18 protein-coding genes are annotated in these 21,938 nt (G+C 54.8%); 3 read left to right on the top strand and 15 right to left on the bottom strand.

The window, feature by feature from the left end; genetic code table 11:
• The 3 genes from ASD8599_RS15060 to ASD8599_RS15050 are packed head-to-tail and all read right to left on the bottom strand — an operon-like array spanning position 1 to position 2,599.
• The gene (locus ASD8599_RS15060; RefSeq protein ID WP_108829289.1) at positions 1–1,065 is read right to left on the bottom strand and encodes an NAD(P)/FAD-dependent oxidoreductase; all 1,065 of its coding nucleotides are present in this window, start codon (positions 1,063–1,065) and stop codon (positions 1–3) included.
• On the bottom strand, positions 1,062–1,994 hold the full coding sequence (locus ASD8599_RS15055; RefSeq protein WP_108829288.1) for an aldo/keto reductase: 933 nt from the start codon (positions 1,992–1,994) through the stop codon (positions 1,062–1,064). The genes ASD8599_RS15060 and ASD8599_RS15055 overlap by 4 nt, the downstream gene beginning before the upstream one ends.
• Positions 1,991–2,599 (bottom strand): glutathione S-transferase family protein, encoded by a 609-nt coding sequence (locus ASD8599_RS15050; protein WP_108830218.1) that lies wholly within the window; start codon positions 2,597–2,599, stop codon positions 1,991–1,993. Before ASD8599_RS15050 ends, ASD8599_RS15055 begins: the two co-directional genes overlap by 4 nt.
• Positions 2,600–2,785: 186 nt before the next feature.
• Here ASD8599_RS15050 and ASD8599_RS15045 point away from each other — a divergent pair, with 186 nt between their 5' ends.
• Entirely contained in the window at positions 2,786–3,235 is a 450-nt protein-coding gene (locus tag ASD8599_RS15045; protein WP_108829287.1) for a hypothetical protein, read from the top strand.
• Positions 3,236–3,293: 58 nt separating this feature from the next.
• Here the strand turns inward: ASD8599_RS15045 and ASD8599_RS15040 are convergent, their stop codons facing one another.
• The 12 genes from ASD8599_RS15040 to xdhA form a co-directional block, all read right to left on the bottom strand.
• Complete coding sequence (locus ASD8599_RS15040; RefSeq protein ID WP_108829286.1) at positions 3,294–4,139, bottom strand: GNAT family N-acetyltransferase; 846 nt, start codon at positions 4,137–4,139, stop codon at positions 3,294–3,296.
• 10 nt (positions 4,140–4,149) lie between these two features.
• Positions 4,150–4,908, bottom strand: a complete 759-nt coding sequence (locus ASD8599_RS15035) for a polysaccharide deacetylase family protein (protein WP_108829285.1) — start codon at positions 4,906–4,908, stop codon at positions 4,150–4,152.
• Positions 4,909–4,984: 76 nt separating this feature from the next.
• Positions 4,985–5,545, bottom strand: a complete 561-nt coding sequence (locus ASD8599_RS15030; RefSeq protein ID WP_108829284.1) for a DUF4453 domain-containing protein — start codon at positions 5,543–5,545, stop codon at positions 4,985–4,987.
• 45 nt (positions 5,546–5,590) lie between these two features.
• Positions 5,591–7,075, bottom strand: coding sequence for an inorganic phosphate transporter (locus ASD8599_RS15025; protein ID WP_108829283.1), 1,485 nt, complete (start codon positions 7,073–7,075; stop codon positions 5,591–5,593).
• An 81-nt stretch (positions 7,076–7,156) separates the two neighbouring features.
• Complete coding sequence (locus ASD8599_RS15020) at positions 7,157–7,570, bottom strand: NUDIX hydrolase (RefSeq protein WP_108829282.1); 414 nt, start codon at positions 7,568–7,570, stop codon at positions 7,157–7,159.
• Between the two features lie 207 nt (positions 7,571–7,777).
• Entirely contained in the window at positions 7,778–8,851 is a 1,074-nt protein-coding gene (locus tag ASD8599_RS15015) for a BMP family ABC transporter substrate-binding protein (protein WP_108829281.1), read from the bottom strand.
• Between the two features lie 34 nt (positions 8,852–8,885).
• A complete protein-coding gene (locus tag ASD8599_RS15010; protein WP_108829280.1) occupies positions 8,886–9,806 on the bottom strand; it encodes an ABC transporter permease in 921 nt (306 codons plus the stop codon).
• The gene (locus ASD8599_RS15005; protein ID WP_108829279.1) at positions 9,806–10,888 is read right to left on the bottom strand and encodes an ABC transporter permease; all 1,083 of its coding nucleotides are present in this window, start codon (positions 10,886–10,888) and stop codon (positions 9,806–9,808) included. Before ASD8599_RS15005 ends, ASD8599_RS15010 begins: the two co-directional genes overlap by 1 nt.
• Positions 10,889–10,945: 57 nt before the next feature.
• A complete protein-coding gene (locus ASD8599_RS15000) occupies positions 10,946–12,463 on the bottom strand; it encodes an ABC transporter ATP-binding protein (RefSeq protein WP_108829278.1) in 1,518 nt (505 codons plus the stop codon).
• Positions 12,460–13,227: a xanthine dehydrogenase accessory protein XdhC gene (gene xdhC / locus ASD8599_RS14995; RefSeq protein ID WP_108829277.1), complete on the bottom strand. Its 768-nt coding sequence runs from the start codon at positions 13,225–13,227 to the stop codon at positions 12,460–12,462. Before xdhC ends, ASD8599_RS15000 begins: the two co-directional genes overlap by 4 nt.
• Positions 13,224–15,515, bottom strand: a complete 2,292-nt coding sequence (gene xdhB / locus ASD8599_RS14990; RefSeq protein ID WP_108829276.1) for a xanthine dehydrogenase molybdopterin binding subunit — start codon at positions 15,513–15,515, stop codon at positions 13,224–13,226. Before xdhB ends, xdhC begins: the two co-directional genes overlap by 4 nt.
• Positions 15,512–16,897, bottom strand: a complete 1,386-nt coding sequence (gene xdhA, locus ASD8599_RS14985; RefSeq protein WP_108829275.1) for a xanthine dehydrogenase small subunit — start codon at positions 16,895–16,897, stop codon at positions 15,512–15,514. Before xdhA ends, xdhB begins: the two co-directional genes overlap by 4 nt.
• 177 nt (positions 16,898–17,074) lie before the next feature.
• On the opposite strand from xdhA, the gene dnaE reads away from it, so the two are divergent.
• Together dnaE and ASD8599_RS14975 are read left to right on the top strand one after the other, a co-directional pair.
• Positions 17,075–20,575, top strand: a complete 3,501-nt coding sequence (gene dnaE / locus ASD8599_RS14980) for a DNA polymerase III subunit alpha (RefSeq protein ID WP_108830217.1) — start codon at positions 17,075–17,077, stop codon at positions 20,573–20,575.
• A gap of 92 nt (positions 20,576–20,667) precedes the next feature.
• Positions 20,668–21,912: a hypothetical protein gene (locus ASD8599_RS14975; RefSeq protein ID WP_108829274.1), complete on the top strand. Its 1,245-nt coding sequence runs from the start codon at positions 20,668–20,670 to the stop codon at positions 21,910–21,912.
• Positions 21,913–21,938 lie beyond the last annotated feature (26 nt).

The following is a 21,938-nucleotide window of genomic DNA, read 5'->3' as shown; positions in this document are numbered from 1 at the left end:
TTAAAACCGGTGAGGAGAGAGAGCCGCGACCAATTCTGCGTCGACGTCAGATACACGGCCCAGCATGACATCAGCTAGAAATTGGCTCGCGCCAGGAGCCGTCTGAAACCCGTAGCCGCCTTGTCCGGCACACCAAACAAAACTGGGGTTCCCCGCATCGCGCCCCAACACCAATGTCCGGTCAGGTGCGAATGTGCGTAGCCCGGCCCATGTGGTTTCAACGCGTGTGACTTCTTCTGTGACATGTTGCTGATAGCGGTCAATTCCCATCGCGATCACCATGTCATCGGCAAAGGCATCATGGGGCGTGGCCGCGTCTTCATCTGCGGGTGAAATCAATAGCTTACCTGCATCCGGTTTGGCGTACCACGTTTCACCAACACCAAAGAAAATGGGCCACTTCGAAATGTCATGTCCCCCCGGTGCAGGGACACGCGCGAAGGATCTGCGATAAGGTGTCAGCCCGATTGGAGAGATGCCCGACAGTTTTGCAATCTCGTCGGCCCATGCGCCGGCGGCGTTCACCAGCGTCGGCGCCTGTAAAACCCGGTCGCTTGTGTGTACGGTCCAAACCCCATCCGCAAAGTCGGATCGTGTTACCGCAGCGCCGGTAACCACTTCACCACCGTTGCTGCGTGTTTGCTTGGCAAAATCCTGAATGAGGCGATCTGTATCAATATCGTAGGCGCCGGAATGATAAGCGGCACGGGTGATGGACGGCTTCAGGATTGGCACAATCTGCAGTGCGTCTTCAACAGATATTTCGGTCGTGTTCAAATCATTCAGGTCTTTTTCAAAAGCGCGGTCTTCCCCACTTTGCGCAACCAACAGAAACCCGCGATCGCTTAGATACCCACCATCATGAAAATAGCGTTCGCCCATACGGCTCAGAGCGTTGACCGAAGGGGCCCCGTAGTTTGGTTCATACAGGGCGGCGGATCGGCCAGATGCGTGATACCCAAGCGCGTTTTCCGTTTCCAGAACTGTGACATGTGCATGGTCTGACAGGCGGGCCGCAAGAGAAATGCCTGCAATGCCGCCGCCAATGATAATAATGTCTGTCATGCTTCCTCAAGCCGGTCTGTGGCAGGGGCAGGTGTGGGTGTCAGGGCCGAAATCTCTGCGTAAAGATCGGGGCTTAGCCTTGTGGTCATTGCATCAAGCGAAGGGGTCAACTGATCCACTGAACGTGCCGATACAATCGGTTTCGGTTGGCTTGCATGCGCAGCTGCCCATGCCACGGCAAGGGTGGCCGGTGCCACACCTTCACGTGCAGCGAGCTGGGCAAAGGCCACAGCTGCATCGTGCATCCAAGGCTGGCCATATCTTGCAGCGTACCTGTCATCTTCGGTCAACCGGCCTGTCCCGCCTTGAGCATATTTTCCCGTCAGTAGGCCACCGCCCAATGGGGAATAGGGCACGATTTCAATGGTTTGGTCGATACACATCGGCATGATTTCTACCTCGGCCTGGCGTTTGACAAGGGAATACATGGGTTGAATGACATCAATACCCATATCAAACGCTCCGCAAACGGTCTGAGCTTTCATCACTTGCCATGCCGCAAAATTGGACACACCGATGTATCTTATGGCTTTGGCCTGCTTCAGTTCAGCCAAGGCGTCAAAAGTTTCGGCCAGATCTGTGCCGTCATCAAAGCGGTGCAAATACAAAAGATCGACCATATCAAGCTGTAAACGCTGACGTGAAATGTCGAAGTGTTTAAGGATATTTGCCTTTGTCGATCCTCCAACATAGGCCGCTTTTGTTGCGATGACCAAACGGTCCCGATGCGGTTTGATCATGTCACCCAAAAAGGTTTCGGATGCCCCGTCGGTGTAGACATAGGCCGTGTCAAAATGCGTGATTCCGGCCGCCAAAGCCGCTTCAAACATAGCATGTGACGCGGCTTTGTCGGCTTTCCCGCCGAATTGCATGGTTCCGAAGGTCAGCTTTGACGCTGCTGTTCCGTCAGAGGCGATCAAAGCAGTCATGCGGCACCGCGCTCTAACGCTTTTTGATAGGCAGGACGGGCGTGGATGCGTTCAACAAAGGCTTTCAGCCTTGGGAAGTCATCACCGCGCCCCTGCATGAGTGCGATTTCAGCAGGGAAGCTCAGCATGATGTCGACCGCAGACAAATCATCAAGGACATAATGTCCGCCATTGCGCAGCATGTCGTTCATGTACCCGTAATGCGCGTCCAGCTGTTCCTGAATGCGTGGATGTAATGGCGCACCGGCATCACCCAGACGGCCGACATACAAATTCAGCAAAATCGGGGTCATCGCCGAGCCTTCAGCAAAATGCATCAATTCCAAGTGTTGGACATAGGCATCGGTGCCCGCCTTCGGGATCATATGCGGCGCATGCGTGGTGCATAGCATTTCAACGATGGCCCCGCTTTCTGTGATCAGGCGTCCGTCCATTTCGATCATTGGCGACTTGCCCAAGGGATGCAGCGCCGTCAATTCCGGTGGCGCCAGATTTGTGGTGGCATCGCGTGCGTAGTGTTTGACGTCATAGGTGACGCCAAGTTCCTCCAACAACCAAAGGATACGGTGAGAGCGGGACTTGTTCAGGTGGTGCAATGTTATCATGCCGGAACACTGCCACGTCTTTGCGCCCTTGAACAGCGCCGACGTTGCGACTTTGGATAGGGTTTTTTTGAGAATCGTGATGATCAAAGGGCAGAATTTGGCCCAGAGATGCAAGGTGCTAGAAAACGCTTCATTTGTAACAGATTTGTTATAAAGTGATGGCGTGTAATTTGTTTTTGAGGTCGGATGATACACTACGGACCAAGTGCGAAAGTCATTGCGGAAGGACTTTTGGATCGCAGTGGTAGTGCCCTTGTTTCGGGTGATTTCGATGCGTTTCTGCCTTGCTTTGCCCTTCCTCATGAACTTGCGACGTTTGAAGGCAGCCGCAAGCTGGAAACGCCTGCTGATGTGGAAGCTGCGTTCATCGGGGTCCGCGACCATTATGAGAAAACGGGTGTTTCAGAAATGATCCGCACCTGTGTTGCCGCAGAGTTTGTAACCCCTGAGCATATTCAATCTACGCATGTCACCCATCTTTTGCACAAAGACCACATGATTCAGCCCCCCTTTCCAGTCTTTTCGGATTTGGTTGTCATCGATGGTAAATGGCGGATTTTGCGCAGCAATTATGCGGTTACAGACGCGCCCGCCCATGTCGCGGCACTCACTGGAAACATATTAGAACAGTCGTAGATCAAAGGATCTGCGCGTGGCCGATTGCAATTTGCATGTGTTCCGGACGCCGGAAAACTCAGTACAGTTTCATGTCCAAAATCACGATCTCCGAATACAGGTGATCGACCAATGCGGGATCAACGCGCCCGGGCGTGCAAAATCTGGCAACGGGAATGTCTTCAACGAAATCGGGCTGCGCATCGGGCGTTGAAAACCGCGTATCAATTGACAAAATGGTACTATCGTCAGGTAAAATACTGGCCGCAATGGCAGAACCATGTCGCGACAGCAGGTCTTTTCGGTCTGCAAACATCACCTCGTGCGTGATACGGTCATCCGTTTTTTGTTTGATCGACAGCACCAATGTGCACAGCCCGTCCGGCGTTTCGATGGTCAGGCTTGTCAGGTTCAAATCGGCATGTTCCGTCACGATTTTGCGTGTGTCCGGCGAAATCGGCGCCTGGCTTGGATCTGAGAACACCGTCAATTTGTGGGGCGCGTCCGGACGCGCAGCCCAAACCATACGGGTGTCATCCAACACATCCATGCCAGAACTGAGGGCCACGGGAATAGCAGCGCGTGCACTGGACAGGTTCGTCACGGTATTGTCTGTATCTTCAATGGCTTTGGCCATCATGCCACGTCCCAATCCCTGCCCGCGATATTCCTTATCAAGGTACCACGACGTGAGGTTGTGAATTGTTGGTCCACCTGGTCTTGGTCCGACAATCTGCCCGATGGCACCGACAATGCGTCCCTTGTCTTTGGCGACAATCGCATAAGGGGCTGCCGCATCGGCCCAACGGTTTGCCAACAGGGCGTCCCACCCCGCGCGTCCCCATCGCACTTTGTGAAACACACGGTCCATGTAGGCGGCTACATCACCGCGTTCTTGCGGGGTGGCCCAAACCAAATCTACCATCGTGGTGCCCTCATGTCAGAAAGGACGCCAAACTGCGCCATTTTGTGCGGTTGTTGTGGGTCAAACGCTCCATGAAGGCTTCCATGAAGTCCCAAGTGGCGGCATCCGTCTGCAGGTGGTGTGTTAAAAATCCCGTCACTTCGTCTTTGTCGGCGGTGCCTGTGCGCCGTGCCGCGAGGTGTTCAACCACATGGTTCAGCGTTTTCTCGGTGCCGCGAAACACAGCCCCCGTTTTCCAGCGTATCGGGTCAACATGACAGTTGAACTGCAGCAAACCCGAAGCGGGGTGTCTTGTGATGCGCTGTTCGCCCGCGGATAGGATCTGGAAGCCAAGGTCAGGCAGTGCTGCCACAGTGTCGGGACCAATACGGTTCCACGGCGGCGTGAACACTGGCAGCAAATTGGGCAAAGCCGCATCTTGCAGCATCGCCCAGCCCCGGCGCAGATCTTCGATTTGCAATGCCACATCCCGACTTACCCCGACTTCGGAGGCACGCAACCCTTTGGGTTGATGGTTTATATGCGCAAACCCGTGCTGCAACACGTAGGTTTGCGCCGCGCGTTCCAACCGAGGCGCAAGATCGGGGTTGAGGCTTTGGGGGATCACCGCCAAATGCATAGGCGCGCCAAAGGTCTCGGCCATGTCAAGCAGTCGGTCCAATGTGTCTGTGTGGGCGACAGTGTCATCGTCACGCCACCAAAAATCGGGCATTTCACCGCCTGCATGCCACAATGCCAGTTCTGTTTCGAGATCGGACCAAGTGGCCATTGCGCACTCCACTTTTGATGCTGAAATCACTTAAGCTTTTGAAAGCGTCGCAACAAGGTGGTGCGCCGAAATACCGTTAGCCCGCGTAGTTGGCACAACGCCCTTCCGCGCCGGGTGCCTTCAACCAGCCGCCGCCTTTCACAACCCAATCAGGACCGGAAATGGTCACGTAGTCCCATGTCCTATTCGGCAGGTGCCCGAAACTGACGTTGTCGCCGGGCAGGATGGTCGCGATAATCGGCGCGTCATCATACGCGGCGGACCGCAAAGGTTCAGGCGTATGAAGCCAGCCCAGACAGGCGCTTTCAAAATCGTCAACGATGGGCAAAGTGGCCAGCTGCCTGCGCACCCAAGCATCGTCAAGGTCAAGATAAGGGGATTTGGTGTCGACACTGCATTGGTTTTGTTTTTCCAAGGCCCGCATGCGCGAGACAAAAACCTGATCGTTGGCGGATAGGGTTACAGTCTTGCCAGTGCAGCCCGCGTTGTCGAACAGCTCTTGGCCCAGAACGGAGCCGAAACAATAGCCTGCACGGTCCATCACAAGGTTGCGGGAAAACCATGCGTCGTTGCAGATGTCACCTGCAAAGGCGGGTAGGGGGGCGATGAGGGCGAGGGAAAGTAGGATGTAACGCATGGCCCGACATTGCGAAGTCAGGCCATGCGCGTCAAGTCTTAGGTATCAGCCCAACACGTTGTTGAGCACAAAGAAGATCACAGCCGACAACAGGGCGGCCGCAGGTACCGTGATTAACCATGCGGCGATGATGGTCATGAAATGTGACCGGCGTACCAGCTTGCGACGGCGCCGTTCCTCGGGGCCATAGTTTGCGCGATCCGGTATTTGCTGACGTGCTTTGCGGATACGGCGTTCGGCGTCCCATTCGCGGTAGAAGCCCACGCCAAAGACGCCGCCAACTGCAATGTGGGTCGAGCTGACAGGTAGGCCCAACCAGCTGGCCACGATCACGGTGATGGCGGCGGACAATGCCACACAATAGGCGCGCATCGGGTTCAGCTTGGTAATTTGCCCACCCACCATGCGGATCAGTTTGGGGCCAAACAGGAACAAGCCGAATGAAATACCAAACGCCCCGATCACCATAACCCAAAACGGTATGGATACAGCTTGTGTGAAATCACCCGACTGCGATGCCTGCACGATTGCGGCCAGAGGCCCCACGGCGTTCGCCACATCATTGGCACCATGCGCAAAGCTCAGCAAAGCCGCGGATACAACCAAAGGAATACCAAACAGAACTTTCAGGGACTTGTTGCGGTTCTCGAGACCTTCGGATTGCTTTTTGATCAGCGGGATCATGACCAACCAGACCCCGACACCGATTGCGGCCCCAATCATCAATGAGGTTTGCAAGTCGATCTTCATGATCTTCTTAAGACCTTTGAGGGCCAGATACGATGCAAACGCGCCCGCCATGATGCCCACCAAAACAGGCACCCATTTGCGTGCAGCGGCGATTTTGTCATCTTGGTAGATGATGCGTGATTTGATCACAAACAAGAAGAACGCGGCCACTGCACCGCCCAAAACAGGCGAGATGACCCAGCTGGCTGCGATTTTGCTCATGGTGGGCCAGCTTACTGCAGCAAAGCCAGCCGCCGCGATACCCGCCCCCATAACACCGCCCACAACGGAATGCGTTGTGGACACCGGCGCGCCCACAAACGTGGCAAGGTTGACCCAAAGGGCGGCCGACAACAAAGCCGCCAGCATAGCCCAGATAAAGGTGGTTGCGGTGCCCATGCTTTCGGGGGCGATGATACCCTTGGCGATGGTGGACACGACGTCTCCACCGGCAATCAGCGCACCTGCGCTTTCAAAGACGATGGCAATGGCAATGGCGCCGCCCATGGTTAACGCGTTTGCGCCCACCGCAGGCCCCATGTTGTTGGCCACGTCGTTGGCACCGATGTTCAGCGCCATATAGGCTCCAAAACAGGCCGCAACGATCACAATCATCGAATTGCTGGTTTGGCCAAAAAACAAAGCGGCGCCCAAGCCTGCCAACACGATGAACACCAACGCAATGCCAGGACCCACCAAAGGACGGGACACATAGGCTGTTGCCAGTTCCAGATTGGAATAACGTGCCAGATCACGGTCCAGCGTTTCAAGGTGGCGTTGATCGCCAGTATCATTGGTCATTGGATTCCCCCCAAGTTTTCCGTCTGTAGCCACGGGGGGGCAACGAAAGCAACACTTGTGCTTACTTTGTTAAAGAATTGCTTAGAACTGACGCAAAATAGTTTTTAAAGCGGTCTCGTTCACCATCTCGGCGGCCTGCGCCGCAGGAACCCATTTGCGTGTGCGCTCAAGCGCTTCGGGAAAGTCATCGGATAGCGTTTTTACAGGCAAGTCATAAACAAGCGTGCGCACCGGCACAGACAGGCCGCTGGCTTTGCGTTTGGCGTAGGTATAGCTGCCGATAGGCTGTGGATTGACGATGCTTTGCGTGACGCCGGCCTCTTCCCATGCTTCTTGCAAAGCGGATTCTGCACCGTTCTTGCCGCGCATCGGCCACCCCTTGGGGATAATCCAACGTCCTGTGTCGCGACTGGTCACCAACAGGACTTCACGCACACCAGCCCGTTCGCGATGGCACAGCGCCGCGACTTGCAGCCTTTTGGGCCGCTGAAACATAGGGCTTAGGATGCTCTCCCAGAGAGCATTGAATAGACGCGACAAAGGAAACCTGCTCAGGTGATTATTTTTATGTAGTTGGTTAGATAGGGGATTTTGCGCGGATTTGCAAATTCAGGCCATTTCCGGCCACCCAAGATACATAAAAAAGGCCCCAAGCAAAATGCCGGGGCCTTTCAAAATGTCACAATAAACTAAAGAAATAGCTTACTGCGGGATGTCGCCTGTGATGCCTTCAACGTAGAAGTTCATTCCAGCCAATGTACCGTCATCCGCTGTCTCGCCTTCAGCCAAGAAATCAGAGCCGTCCTGCTTTTTCAAAGGACCGGTGAACGCGTGGTAGGACCCGTCCGCCAAGGCGGCTTTCATCGCCAAAGCTTCGGCTTTCACGTCCGCTGGAACCGCGTCGGAGATTTCACCGATGCCAACCATGCCAGCACCGATGCCGTCCCATGTGTCTGTGGACGTCCATGTGCCGTCCATAACGGCTTTGGTGCGGGCGATGTAGTAAGGCGCCCAGTCATCAATGATCGAAGACACGCGTGGCATCGGGCCGTATTGGCTCATGTCAGAGGCTTGGCCAAAGGTGATCACGTTGCCTGCTTCTTGAGCTGCGGCTTGGGGGGCTGTGGAGTCTGTGTGTTGCAGAACAACGTCCGCGCCTTGTTCGATCAGCACCTTGGCGGCATCAGCTTCTTTGGCTGGATCAAACCAAGTGTAGGCCCAGATGATCTTGAATTCGACGTCCGGGTTTACCTTCTTGGCATGGATGAAGGCAGAGTTGATGCCACGGATAACTTCCGGGATAGGGAAAGAGCCAATGTAGCCCACGATGTTGGATTTGGTCATTTTGCCCGCGATGTGGCCTTGGATCGCGCGACCCTCATAGAAACGTGCAGAATATGTGGATACGTTGTCGGCGCGTTTGTAGCCGGTTGCGTGCTCAAATTTCACATCTGGGAACTTGGCTGCGACGTTGATCGTCGGGTCCATGTAGCCAAAAGACGTGGTAAAGATCAGGTCAGCACCGTTCAGCGCCATCTGTGTCATGACACGCTCTGAATCGGGGCCTTCTGCCACGCTTTCCACGAAGACAGTTTCGACTTTGTCGCCGAATTCCGCTTCAACCGCCAAACGGCCTTTGTCGTGTTCATATGTCCAGCCGCCGTCGCCGATTGGGCCAACATAAACGAAGCCCACTTTTGTTTTGTCTTCGGCAAAAGCCGATGTCGCCAGACCCAGCGCGACTGCGGCGCCTGTCAGGATTTTGGTGAAAGTCATAGTAGGAGAACCCCCCGGTTTTTTGATTGGCCTGCTATTGCGAGGCATGGAAAATGCGCCCAAGCGATCCGGGCGCACGTGATTTGTCCTTTGCCAGAATCACCAGAACAATGATCGTGACGATGTATGGCGACATTGCCAAATACTCGACCGGAATAGCAACGCCTGCGCCTTGCAGATTAAGCTGCAATTGGGTGATTCCGCCAAAAAGATAGGCACCCAACAGCACACGCCACGGTTTCCAACTGGCAAATACAACCAGTGCAAGAGCGATCCAGCCAACACCGGCCGTCATCCCTTCGGTCCATTGAGGCACACGAATGAGGGAAATATACGCACCACCCAGCCCCGCGCAGGCCCCACCGAACATGATCGCCAACGTTCTGATCCGTTTGACTTTGTACCCAAGCGCATGTGCCGCATCATGGTTTTCACCAACAGCCCGCAGAACCAACCCCATACGTGTGAATTTCAAAACGGCCCAAACACTCGCTACGACCAGAAGACCCAGATAAACGATAGGGTCATGGGAAAATAATATCGGGCCAAGCACTGGAACATCAGCCAATGGCCCGAAATTCACATCGCCCATACGTGGTGGTTTGATGCCCACATAGCTTTGGCCCATCAGGGCTGACAGGCCCAACCCGAACAAGGTTAACGCAAGACCGGAAGCCACCTGATTTGCCAATGCCACCTGCGTCAGAAAAGCAAACAGCAATGACAAAGTGGCACCGCCCAAAGCGGCCATGACAAAGCCCAAAGCAGGGGATCCGGTGTTAACGGTGATGATGAACCCGCATATTGCGCCGGTGATCATCATGCCTTCGACACCAAGGTTCAAAACGCCCGCGCGTTCGGCAACCAACTCGCCGGTGGCGGCCAGCAGGATCGGCGTTGCAGCACTGATAAGGGCTGCGACCAAGATGATCGGGTTGATTGCACTTAGGTCCATTACGCGGCCTCCGCTTGTCCCACCCGAAGGCGGTAATTGGTCAGCAAATCAAAGGCCAACAGGAAGAACAAAAGCATCCCCTGAAACACCTGAATGGCGGCGACGGGCAAACCCATCTGGCTTTGTGCGATGTCGCCGCCGATGTAGGTCAGCGCCATCAGCCCGCCCGCAAAAAGAATGCCAATGGGATGAAGGCGACCCAGAAAGGCCACGATGATGGCGGTGAAACCATAGCCCACGTTAAAGTCGATCGTGACCTGACCTGAAGGGCCCGCGACTTCGAACATGCCTGCTAAACCGGCTAAAACACCGGAAAGGCCAAGGCAAAACAGGATCAGACGGGACGGGTTTACACCGCCAAACTTGGCAGCCCTTGGGGCTTCTCCGGTGACGCGAATTGCGAAACCCAAGCGGTGGCGGGCAAGTAGAACATAGGCAAAGATCACGGCAATAAAGGCCGCAACAACGCCCCAGTGCATGCCGGAATTGACAAACAGTTCGGCGTTATGGGCGCTAGGATACTGTTGCAGATTGCGTGATCCCGGAAACCCGAACCCCTCTGGATTTTTCAATAACCCCAAAGACATAGAGGCCAAAAACTGTTCGGCCACATAGACCAGCATCAGGCTGACCAGGATTTCATTGGTCCCAAACTTCACCTTCAAAACGGCAGGGATCATCGCCCAAACCCAGCCTCCAAATGCACCAGCCAAGACCATCAAGGGAAAGACGATAAAACTGTCCATTGGATAAAAAGCCAATCCAACACCTGCACCAAACAAGGCACCCATGATGTATTGGCCTTCAGCGCCAATGTTCCAGATGCCCGCCTTGAAACCCAAGGCCAACCCGATGGCAATCAACACCAAAGGCGCACCTTTGATCAACAATTGCGGGCGGTAAAAGAACGAAAACTCGCCAAACAGCGGTTCCCAGAAAATGGTCAAAATCGCCTGCACCGGATCTTTGCCCAACGCAGCAAACAAAGCCCCACCAAAAATCACAGTGGCCAAAACCGCCAACAAAGGTGACGCCAGCGCAAATCCCTGACTGGGCTGTGGGCGTTTCTCAAGCCTGATCATAGCCAAGTCCCCTGCTTCATCTCGCCAAATAAACCTCCGCCGGAGGCTCCCGCATTCTCAAACATGCGCGACCTCCATCCCATGGGCACCACCCATCATCAAACCGATCTCGTCCACAGTCAGCCCCGCAGCCGGGCGCGGTTGGCTCAAGCGTCCTTCGTTCAATGCAGCAAATCTGTCCGAGATTTCCATCAGCTCGTCTAAATCCTGTGAAATGACAATCACTGCGGCACCACCTTCTGCCAAATCCAACAGGGCCTGACGAATTGCTGCGGCCGCAGAGGCGTCCACGCCCCAAGTCGGTTGGTTCACCACCAAAACATCAGGGCGCTGCAAGACCTCGCGCCCGATGACGAATTTTTGCAAATTCCCGCCCGACAAAGACCGTGCCGCATTGCCTGAGCTGGGGGTGCGCACATCGAAGGCATCGATGATGCGTTCGGCAAACCCACGGGCTGCGGACCAATTCAACAAACCATTGCGGTCAAGGTTTTCACGCGTAGCACCCGTCAACATCGCGTTTTCAATTAGTGACATATCGGGGGCCGCGGCATGGCCCAATCGTTCTTCGGGTGCCGCCAGCAAACCAATTTTGCGCCGGGCATTGGGGCCAAGTGCTGCGATGTCGCGCCCTTTGTATTCAATCATGCCTGCCGGTGCGCGGGTTTCACCTGACAATGCACCCAGCAGTTCATCCTGCCCGTTGCCCGCCACACCGCCGATCCCAAGAATTTCGCCTTTATGAAGGGTCAGGGAAATGTCCCGCAATGGCATCCCGAACGCAGTGGCCGGGGGCAAATCCAGGCCCGAAAGCTGCAAAACGGCCTCTCCGGCTTTCGTTGATGCCCTTTGCGGCGTCTTTAGCGTTTCACCGACCATCATTTCAGCCATGTCCCGCGCGGATGTCTCGGCTGGCACGCAACTTCCGACGACTTTTCCCAAGCGCAAGATGGTGGCGGCGTCACACAGCGTTCTGATTTCTTCCAGCTTGTGCGAAATATACAATATGGACGTTCCCTCAGCACGCAGTGTGTTGAGCGTCTCGAACAGAATAGACACCTCTTGTGGGGTCAAAACAGATGTAGGCTCGTCCATAATCAGGAGTTTGGGTTCTTGCAAAAGGCAGCGGATAATCTCGACCCGCTGCTGTTCGCCTGCAGACAAATCGCCGACCACCCGGTCCGGTGACAAGGGCAGCCCATAGGCCTGTGATACCTCGGTGATGCGATCCGCCAATTGCCCCATCGCCGGCGCATCTTCCATGCCAAGGGCAATGTTTTCTGCAACTGTCAGCGCATCGAACAGTGAAAAATGCTGAAACACCATGCCTACGCCGGCCATACGGGCTGTGCGGGGATCAGGTGGCGTGAAAACGGCACCATTCAGGTGCATGATGCCGTGATCCGGCTTCACAAGACCGTAGATCATTTTGACCAATGTCGATTTCCCGGCTCCATTTTCACCCAAAAGGGCGTGGATTTCACCACGTCCAATGTCAAAACCGACGTCCGAATTGGCAACGACGCCGGGGTAGGCCTTGGTCAGGCCGTTCAAGCGCAGCAAAGTCTCGGTCATGCGGTCGCCTCCAAGCGCAATTGGGTCAAAAGGGCTTTGACGGTGCCATATGCAATCAGGTCAGGATGTTTGCCAAGGTTTTTGTCACCAATCGGGCAAGTGATGCCGTCTGGGTCAACATTTGCAGCCTGTAACTTTTTGCGAAAACGGGCCCATTTGGTCTTTGACCCGATCAATCCGCAATACGCAAAACCGCGTGTCGACAAAGCCGCGCACAGCGCCAGATCGATGTCATGGGAGTAGGTCAAAATCAAATGCATAGCATCTTGTGGTGCATGTGCTGCCAAACGGGGCATATCGTGTGCCGGAACCTGTTGTGCAGCCTTGAAACCGGATGCCGGAAATCGCCCGATGTCCTTATCTACCCAAGTGATATCAAAGGCTTGCGTTGCTACTGCGGTGCGCACCACGGATCGCCCGACATGACCCGCGCCCCAAACCCACAATGGGGGCTTGAATGTGGTTCTCATCGCGCAAAGGGGCGGGGTGTCCTGCGTCACGTCGATAGGCGTTGGCGTGCGGGTGTAGTGCAATGTGACAGCGCCGCCGCAACATTGCCCAAGGCGGGGACCAAGGGGAATGGTTTCGCGTGCTTCAAAGGACCCGTCGTGTAGCATCCGGCGGGCCGAAGCGATGGATGCAAATTCCAATGCGCCGCCGCCGATTGTTCCGACTGTGTCTGTTGCGGTCACGCCCATCACCGTGCCTGCATCGCGCGGCGCCGAGCCTTTGGTGGCTTCTATTCTCACATAAATTGTCGTCATCCCCGCGCTCTTTTGATGGCGGAAAATACCTGTTCTGCAGTGGCGGGGGCCTGCAAATCTGGATACTGTGTCCCGCAAGCGGCCACGGCGTCGCTTAAGGCAAAGAAGGCCGACATGCCCAACATGAACGGGGGTTCACCCACAGCTTTGGATTTGTAGATTGTGTCGGCAGGGTTTTCCCCGTCCCAAAGCGCAACATTGAAAATGCCGGGACGATCGGAACAGGCAGGAATTTTATAGGTGGATGGCGCATGGGTGCGCAAACGCCCCGCATCATCCCAAACCAGTTCTTCGGTGGTCAACCAACCTGCGCCTTGCACATAGCCCCCTTCGATCTGCCCGATGTCGAGGGCGGGGTTCAATGATGCTCCGGCATCATGCAAAATATCTGTCCGCAAAATCCGATTTTCGCCAGTCAACGTGTCAACTGCAACCTCGGTCACAGCAGCGCCATAGGCAAAATAGAAAAATGGCCGGCCTTGGCCCTTGATGCGGTCCCACTGGATGTCGGGGGTTTTGTAAAACCCGGTCGCGGATAGGCTAATGCGTGCCTGATAGGCCAATTGTGCCGCCTGCGCGAAACTGTAGCTGTGTTGCGGTAGACAAACGTGTCCGTTTTCAAACCGCACGGCAGAGGCTTCGCAGCCGTGAAGGTCCGAGACATGCTGCGCGATGCGGGCGCACAGTGTGTCACAGGCGATTTTGACAGCCATTCCGTTCAAGTCACTGCCAGAAGAGGCTGCGGTGGCAGAGGTATTGGGGACCTTTGCAGTGTCAGTGGCGGTGATTTTTATGGCGTCCAAGGGCAGGCCAAAGCGGGATGCCGCAACTTGGGCAACTTTTTGAAACAGGCCCTGACCCATTTCTGTGCCGCCATGATTGAGATGAACAGACCCGTCTTGATATACATGCACCAGTGCACCGGCTTGGTTCAAATGGGTCAATGTGAATGAAATACCAAATTTGACGGGGGTAAGGGCCAGCCCGCGTTTGATGATGGCGTTTTTTGCATTCCATTCGGTCACGGCGGCGCGGCGGGTTTGATATGCGCAGCTTGCGGTTAATTCATTGACCAATTCCCGCGCGATGCAATCCTCGACACGCTGGCCGTATGGCGTGGTTTTCTTTTCGCCGGAAATATCCCCCCCGGAGGGATAAAAGTTTTTTTGGCGCACGATGAGCGGATCAAGGCCAAGACTATGGGACACATGATCCACAATGCGTTCCATACCCAACATCCCCTGCGGGCCGCCAAAGCCGCGAAACGCCGTGGCGCTTTGCATGTTGGTTTTCAGACGGTGGCTTTCAATGCGCACATTGGGAAGAAAATAGGCGTTGTCTGCGTGCAGCATGGCGCGGTCTGCCACGGGCAAAGACAAATCCTGCGCCCATCCACAGCGCGTGTAATGGACAACATCCAAGGCGTGAATGGTCCCGTCGGCGTCAAAGCCGCAGGTGTAATCTATGCGAAAATCATGACGTTTGCCGGTGATGGTCATATCATCGTCGCGGTCATAGCGCATTTTGCACGGGTGTCCGGTGTGCAGTGCCGCAATGGCACAGGCGATGGCCAACGCATTGCCTTGGCTTTCCTTACCGCCAAACCCGCCGCCCATACGCCGGGTTTCAACCCGGACAGAATGCATGGGCTGCCCTGTGGCATGCGCGACTTTGTGCTGGATTTCTGTTGGGTGCTGGGTCGAGCTGTGTATCAGCAGATCACCGTCTTCTCCGGGCAAGGCCAGGGCTGCCTGACCTTCCAGATAGAAGTGTTCCTGCCCGCCTAGATTGATGGAACCTTTCACAGTTTTGCAAGCGCTATTGAGTGCCCCGGCCACGTCCCCGCGGCCGTAGACCCGTGGGCCGTCTTCAAACCTGCTGTTGGCTGCCAGGGCCTGTTCGATTGTTAAAATCGGGTCCTGTGCGGTGATGTCGAATTGCGCACGGCGCACGGCGTTGCGCGCAACATGATGGGACGTTGCCACAACCAAAAACAGCGGTTGCCCAACGTAGTGGACCGTGTCGGTGGCCAAAAGCGGCTCATCATGATTGGAGGGCGAACAATCCGCGTCATGCTGCAAATCCGACGCCGTCAATACAGCGATAACACCGGGTGTTTCGAGAACAGCACTCAGATCCATGGAATTTAATGTGCCAGCGGCGACAGGACTTGTCCCAAAAGCCAAGTGAAGTGTCCCACGAGGCGTTGGAATATCATCGACATATCGCGCGGCCCCAGACACATGCAGGGCCGCGGCGTCATGAGGTAAGGGTTTGGAAACACTCATGCGCGGACCTCCGACAAGGCGCAGTGCACACCCTGTGTTTCGTTCCAGTATCTCAGGATCATATTTTGCGCAGTTTGCATTCGGTATCCCGCCGATGCCCGTGCATCAGACAGCGGAGAGAAATCTTGTTCCATCGCCGCCATTGCTGCGTGCACCGTATCCAGCGTCCAAGGTTTGCCGCAAAGTGCTGATTCCGCTTGTGTAGCGCGTTTGGGAATACCTGCCATCCCGCCATAGGCCAGCCGCGCATTTGACACCTTGCCGTCTGCAACATCGACCCAAAGACAGCCACATACAGCGGATATGTCTTGATCAAACCGTTTTGACAGCTTGTAGCACTTCAACCGGTCGGGTTGTTTGGCAATTGTAATGCCGGTCACAAATTCACCGACCAATCTATCTTGTTTGCCATAGTCCAGAAAGAAGTTTTCCAGCGGTATGCTGCGTGTTTCGTCTGCGCACCGCAAATGCAATGTGGCGTCCATTGCGATCAATGCAGGCGGGCCGTCCCCAATAGGTGAGCCGTTTGCGATGTTGCCGCCGATGGTTGCCGCATTACGCACTTGGCGTGAGCCATAGCGTTGGATCATCTTTGAGAAACTTGGAAAGTCATGTGCAATAATCGTGTCCAATTGGCTTAGTGTTGCCATGGCCCCGATATGAAATTCGGTGTCGGTCTCTTTGCAAACGGCGAGGTCAGGCACGCGGTTTAGAAAGGCCACACGCCCCAGATCGCGCATTTGTTTTGTGACCCAAAGCCCCACGTCCGTGGCCCCCGCGATCAGCGTAGTTTCAGGGTTTTGTGCGTACCAGCGTGCAAATTCGGCCAGTTCGGTCGGGGGCTCTGCCCCCGCGCTGCCGCGCCCCCCCGAAGTATTTCCAGCGAAAGGAAGGGGGGTGTCGTGCATGTGTGCGGGCACTGCACTGGATTGTGCAGCAGTCGCGGCCTTGATGATGGGCGCATACCCTGTGCACCGGCACAGGTTTCCAGCCAAAGCGGTGTCATGATCCGTGTCACCATTCAGGTGCGCCGTTGCCATCGATGCGATAAATCCCGGTGTGCAGAACCCGCACTGACTGCCGTGATGATCGATCATCGCTTGCTGTACGGGGTGCGGTGTGCCGTCCGGGTGGGCGATCCCTTCCACTGTACGTACTGCTTTGCCGTGGAGCTGGGGCAAGAACAAGATGCAGGCGTTTAGCGCCTTTGCGCCGCCTTCATCCGTCACCATGACAGTGCAGGCCCCGCAATCCCCTTCGTTGCACCCTTCTTTTGTGCCTGTCAGTCGTTGATCTTCGCGTAACCAATCCAACAGCGTCGTTGTGGCACCGACGTCATCAAGGTGCACCGTCTTTCCGTTGAGCCGAAAAGAGACATTCATATGAGATAACCTGCCACCCTACCTCAAAAAACCCATTTATATGCGGCGTCGATGTGGCGTAGACGGCACGGGCGTGTTGCTGACAGTCTTGCAAGCAGCAAACGTTTTGGCAAGTCTTTGTGTGGAAGTGTCCAAGATGATGTGGCGGGGCTGTGTGGATTGATTTACAGTTTGGGCATGACTTCTGATCCCCGATTCATTCATCTTCGCACCCATTCCGAATACTCTTTGCTGGAAGGGGCATTGCGGCTGAAAAAGCTGCCTGATCTGTGTGCGAAACACGGAATGCCAGCCATGGCGCTGACCGATACCAACAATATGTTTGCCGCATTGGAATATTCCATTGCAATGTCAAGCAAGGGGGTGCAGCCCATCATCGGCTGTCAGGTCGATGTGACGTATTTGGCCACCCGCCCCGGTGAAAAACCCCGCGCCCCTGCGCCTGTTGTGTTGCTGGCCCAGAATGAGACGGGCTACGAAAATCTGATGAAGCTGAATTCGTGTCTGTACATCGGCAATTCGGAGCAAATTCCACAAGTGACTGTGGATGAATTGGCGCAATATGGGGCTGGTTTGATCTGTTTGACAGGCGGACCGGAAGGACCGGTGGGGCATTTGTTGCAGGGTGGACAACTGCCCGCAGCGCAAGAGTTGATGGACCGTTTGCATGGCATCTACGGCGACCGCCTTTATGTTGAACTGCAACGCCACCCCGGGGATGGCCAACCTGAAGCAGAGCGTTTGACGGAACGTGGTTTTGTCGAAATGGCCTATGCGATGAATGTGCCGTTGGTTGCGACAAATGATGTCTATTTTCCAGATGCCAAAATGTATGAGGCACATGATGCGCTGATTTGCATCTCTGAGGGGGCTTATGTTGATCAACAAGATGGCCGCAGGCGTCTTACCGCACAGCATTATTTCAAATCTCCGTCCGAAATGGCGACCTTGTTTGCCGACTTGCCGGAGGCGTTGGAAAACACAGTCGAGATCGCAAAACGCTGTGCGTTTCAGGCCTATCGTCGGGATCCGATTTTGCCAAAATTTGCCGACGACGAGGTGTCTGAATTGCGCCGCCAGTCCGAAGAGGGACTTCGTAAACGTCTGGCAGTCATTCCTCATGCTGTGGATGTGGCCGATTACGAGGCCCGTCTTGATTTCGAACTGAAGATTATCGAGGGCATGGGGTTCCCCGGCTACTTTCTGATTGTTGCCGATTTTATCAAATGGGCCAAAGACAACGGCATCCCGGTCGGTCCTGGCCGTGGGTCGGGTGCGGGGTCCTTGGTGGCTTATGCGCTGTTGATCACGGACCTTGACCCTTTGCGCTATCAGCTTCTTTTTGAACGGTTTTTGAACCCTGAACGTGTATCCATGCCGGATTTCGACATCGATTTTTGTATGGACCGCCGCGAAGAAGTCATTCGCTACGTTCAGGAGAAATATGGCCGCGATAAAGTGGGCCAGATTATTACTTTTGGTGCTTTGCTGTCGAAGGCCGCTGTGCGCGATATTGGCCGCGTTTTACAAATGCCCTATGGTCAGGTTGATCGTTTATCAAAGTTAATTCCCGTCGAAGGCGTTAAGCCTGTTTCGATCGAAAAAGCACTGGTGGATGAACCGCGCCTGCGCGAGGAAGCCCGCAACGAGGAGGTGGTCGCGCGGCTTTTGGAGTACGGCCAACAAGTTGAAGGCTTGTTGCGGAATGCATCGACACACGCGGCGGGCGTTGTGATTGGGGACCGTCCTTTGGACGCGCTTGTTCCGCTGTACCAAGATCCACGATCCGACATGCCAGCCACGCAGTTCAACATGAAATGGGTTGAGCAGGCGGGTCTGGTCAAGTTCGACTTTTTGGGCCTCAAAACCTTGACCGTCATTCAGAATGCCGTGGACCAGATCCGTGCAGGCGGAAGGCACTTGCATATCGCGGCAGACGGGACCGAACTTTATGAACCGCCCGAGGGATTGATCGACGATATTGCCGCGATTCCGTTGGATGACGAGGCATCTTACAAACTGTATGCCAGTGCGAAAACTGTCGCTGTGTTTCAGGTTGAATCCAGCGGCATGATGGACGCGCTAAAACGCATGAAGCCGACATGTATCGAAGATATTGTGGCTTTGGTGGCCCTTTATCGTCCCGGTCCGATGGAAAATATTCCCACCTATTGCGAGGTGAAAAACGGGTTAAAGGAACGCGAATCTGTCCATCCTTTGATTGATCATATCCTTGAAGAAACACAGGGAATTATCGTTTACCAAGAACAGGTTATGCAAATTGCGCAGGTCATGGCGGGTTATTCGCTTGGCGGGGCTGACCTGCTGCGACGCGCTATGGGTAAAAAGATCGCCGAGGAAATGGCGAAAGAGCGCCCCAAGTTTGAAAAGGGGGCGATGGAAAATGGAGTGGACCAGAAAAAGGCCACAGAGGTTTTCGACCTTCTTGAGAAATTTGCCAACTACGGGTTCAACAAATCCCACGCGGCGGCTTATGCCGTGGTCAGCTATCAAACGGCTTGGCTGAAAGCGAACCATCCGGTTGAATTTATGGCTGGCGTGATGAACTGCGATATTCATCTGACGGACAAATTGGCGGTGTATTTTGAAGAAGTGCGCAAGCGTTTGGAATTGCCTTGGGTGCCGCCTTGCGTGAACCGTTCTGACGCGACCTTTAAGGTCGTTGATGGCGCGTTGGTCTATGCGCTGGGGGCGTTGAAAAACGTTGGCGTCGAGGCCATGAAACTGATCGTGGAAGGCCGTGACGGCAAACCATTTGCGACCTTGTTTGATTTGGCCCGACGCGTTGACTTAAAGCGCGTCGGCAAAAGACCATTGGAAATGCTGGCCCGCTCTGGTGCATTTGATGCGCTTGATAAAAACCGGCGCCGCGTGTTTGACGCGCTTGACCCGCTTGTTAACTATTCCGCGGCAATTCATGAACAAAAGAACTCCAATCAGGTGTCATTGTTCGGTGAAGCAGGCGACGATCTGCCGGAACCTCGCATGATGCCGGTCGATGATTGGATGCCGGCCGAACGGTTGGGCGAAGAGTTCAAGGCCGTGGGCTTTTACTTGTCGGGCCATCCTTTGGACGACTACATGGGCGCGTTAAAGCGCAAGAACGTAGAAACTCTGGATCAGGTGCATGCCGCGGTCGAACGTAAAGGCGCAAAAAACGCCAAGATCGCTGGTGTTGTTGCAGGTGTTCAAATCCGCAAATCCGCGCGCGGAAATCGTTTTGCCTTTGCGCAATTGTCCGACACGACAGGCGGCTATGAAATCACGATTTTCTCGGACACTTTGGAAAAAGCGCAGGACCATCTGGTGACAGGTGCCAAAGTCATCGTTGGAGTGGAAGCAACTATGGAAAGTGATCAACTAAAGCTTTTGGCACGGTCCGTTTCGCCGATCGACACTGTTGTAGCAGACGTTGGAGGCATCGGGTTGAAGATATTTGTTGAAGAATCCGGTGCGATCGCGTCAGTGGCGTCTGTTTTGGAGGGCGCGAAAACAGGCGCCAAGACCGCAGGGCGTGGCCCGATCCAGTTTTGCCTTATGGACGCGGGCTTGCCCGGTGAGGTCGAAATTGATTTGGGGCAAGACTATCCGATGAATCCTCAAATCAAAGGCGCCATAAAATCGCTGATGGGTGTGCTTGAGGTCGAGGATCTGTAAGCGGACATTTACCACGATACTGTTGATGTGGTGGACAGACGGACAATGCCTAGGTTAAGACTTTCGTAACCATAGAACCGGGGTGGGATATTTTGCGTTTTTCCTATGCATTTGCTGTGCTGGTCGTTCTATCCGCCTGTGGTGATCCGCTTGCACAGGTCGAACGCATTTCCGATGTCGAATTGGTCGAAGAAACGTCGGCTCAAGCCTTGCCCAGCCAAGAAGAACTGGACCGCGAAGGTGGTTTCTTTTCGCGTATTTTACGCCGTGACACCGACCAAGCTGAAGTCGAAGCCGCAGTATCAAGTGCCGAACAAGCGGTGGACTTGGGCGCGGATGGCGTTCCTGAAGATGCTGAAACAGAGGATCTTATTGAACCACAGCCTGCGTCTGAGCCGGCTGAGATAGCGGGTTTGGGAACTGAAGCAGAGGCTGCGCCGCTAGCAAATTTGGAAACACAAGCAGAACAGCAAACCCCGCCCAAGAAGGGCCTTTTGGGTTGGCTGCAACCAAAAGCCGCTGACGAAGATACCGGATCTATCGCAGCAAGCGAAGCCGTATCCGAAATCGACCCTGCACAGAACGCTGAACCTGCGACCACTTTCGATGATGCCGTGACCACATTAAATGATGCGGATGGTGCAACCACAGATTTGGTAGAACCTAAAAAGCGCCGCGGCTTGTTCGGTCTGGGCCGGACCAATGATGCGGAAAATACCGAAACAGTGCGCACAGCGTCGCTGTCGCCTGAGCCTTTGGGCGACGCACCTGTTGAACGTGCAGAACCAACAAAGCGCCGCGGTCTTTTCGCAGGAGGAGCTGTCGCCGCATCACGCAGTGGCGTGGATTCTGTGGACGTTCCCTACGGAACTGTGTTGCCTTATGGACAAGTCGCACGAGTTTGTGATGCGCAGCGCAAGCCTATGGGGCGTAAACTCGATAAAGCGCCAGCAAGAGGAAAAGGGTACGCATTGTTCGACAGCAACCCGGATGCAGGCGGACAGCGTACATTCTACATCACCGGATTTGCTGACGGATGCCCCCGCCAGTTTACAGCATCACTTGCTGTTTTCGGCGCGCCTTCAATGCACGAACAATTGCGCTATGGACGTCCCAGTTCCGAATACCCGTATAGCGCCACTGACAAAGCATACGAAAAGGTTAAATCATCCGTTTGCGGTGTAGCGAAACGCAAGCCTTGTGGTAGCAAAATCAGTCAAGTGGAACGCAATACGGTGTTTATCAGTACTTATGAGCGTTTTGAAGGCAACGCGCGCTGGGCAGATATTTTGATCCATGACGGTGTTGTGCTGGCCAAATCGATCAAATCCCCATGACATGATAATCCCCGCCGGAGGCTTCC

The sequence above is a fragment of the Ascidiaceihabitans donghaensis genome (assembly GCF_900302465.1).
GTDB lineage: Bacteria > Pseudomonadota > Alphaproteobacteria > Rhodobacterales > Rhodobacteraceae > Ascidiaceihabitans > Ascidiaceihabitans donghaensis.
This window is presented reverse-complemented; position numbering and strand designations above follow the sequence as displayed.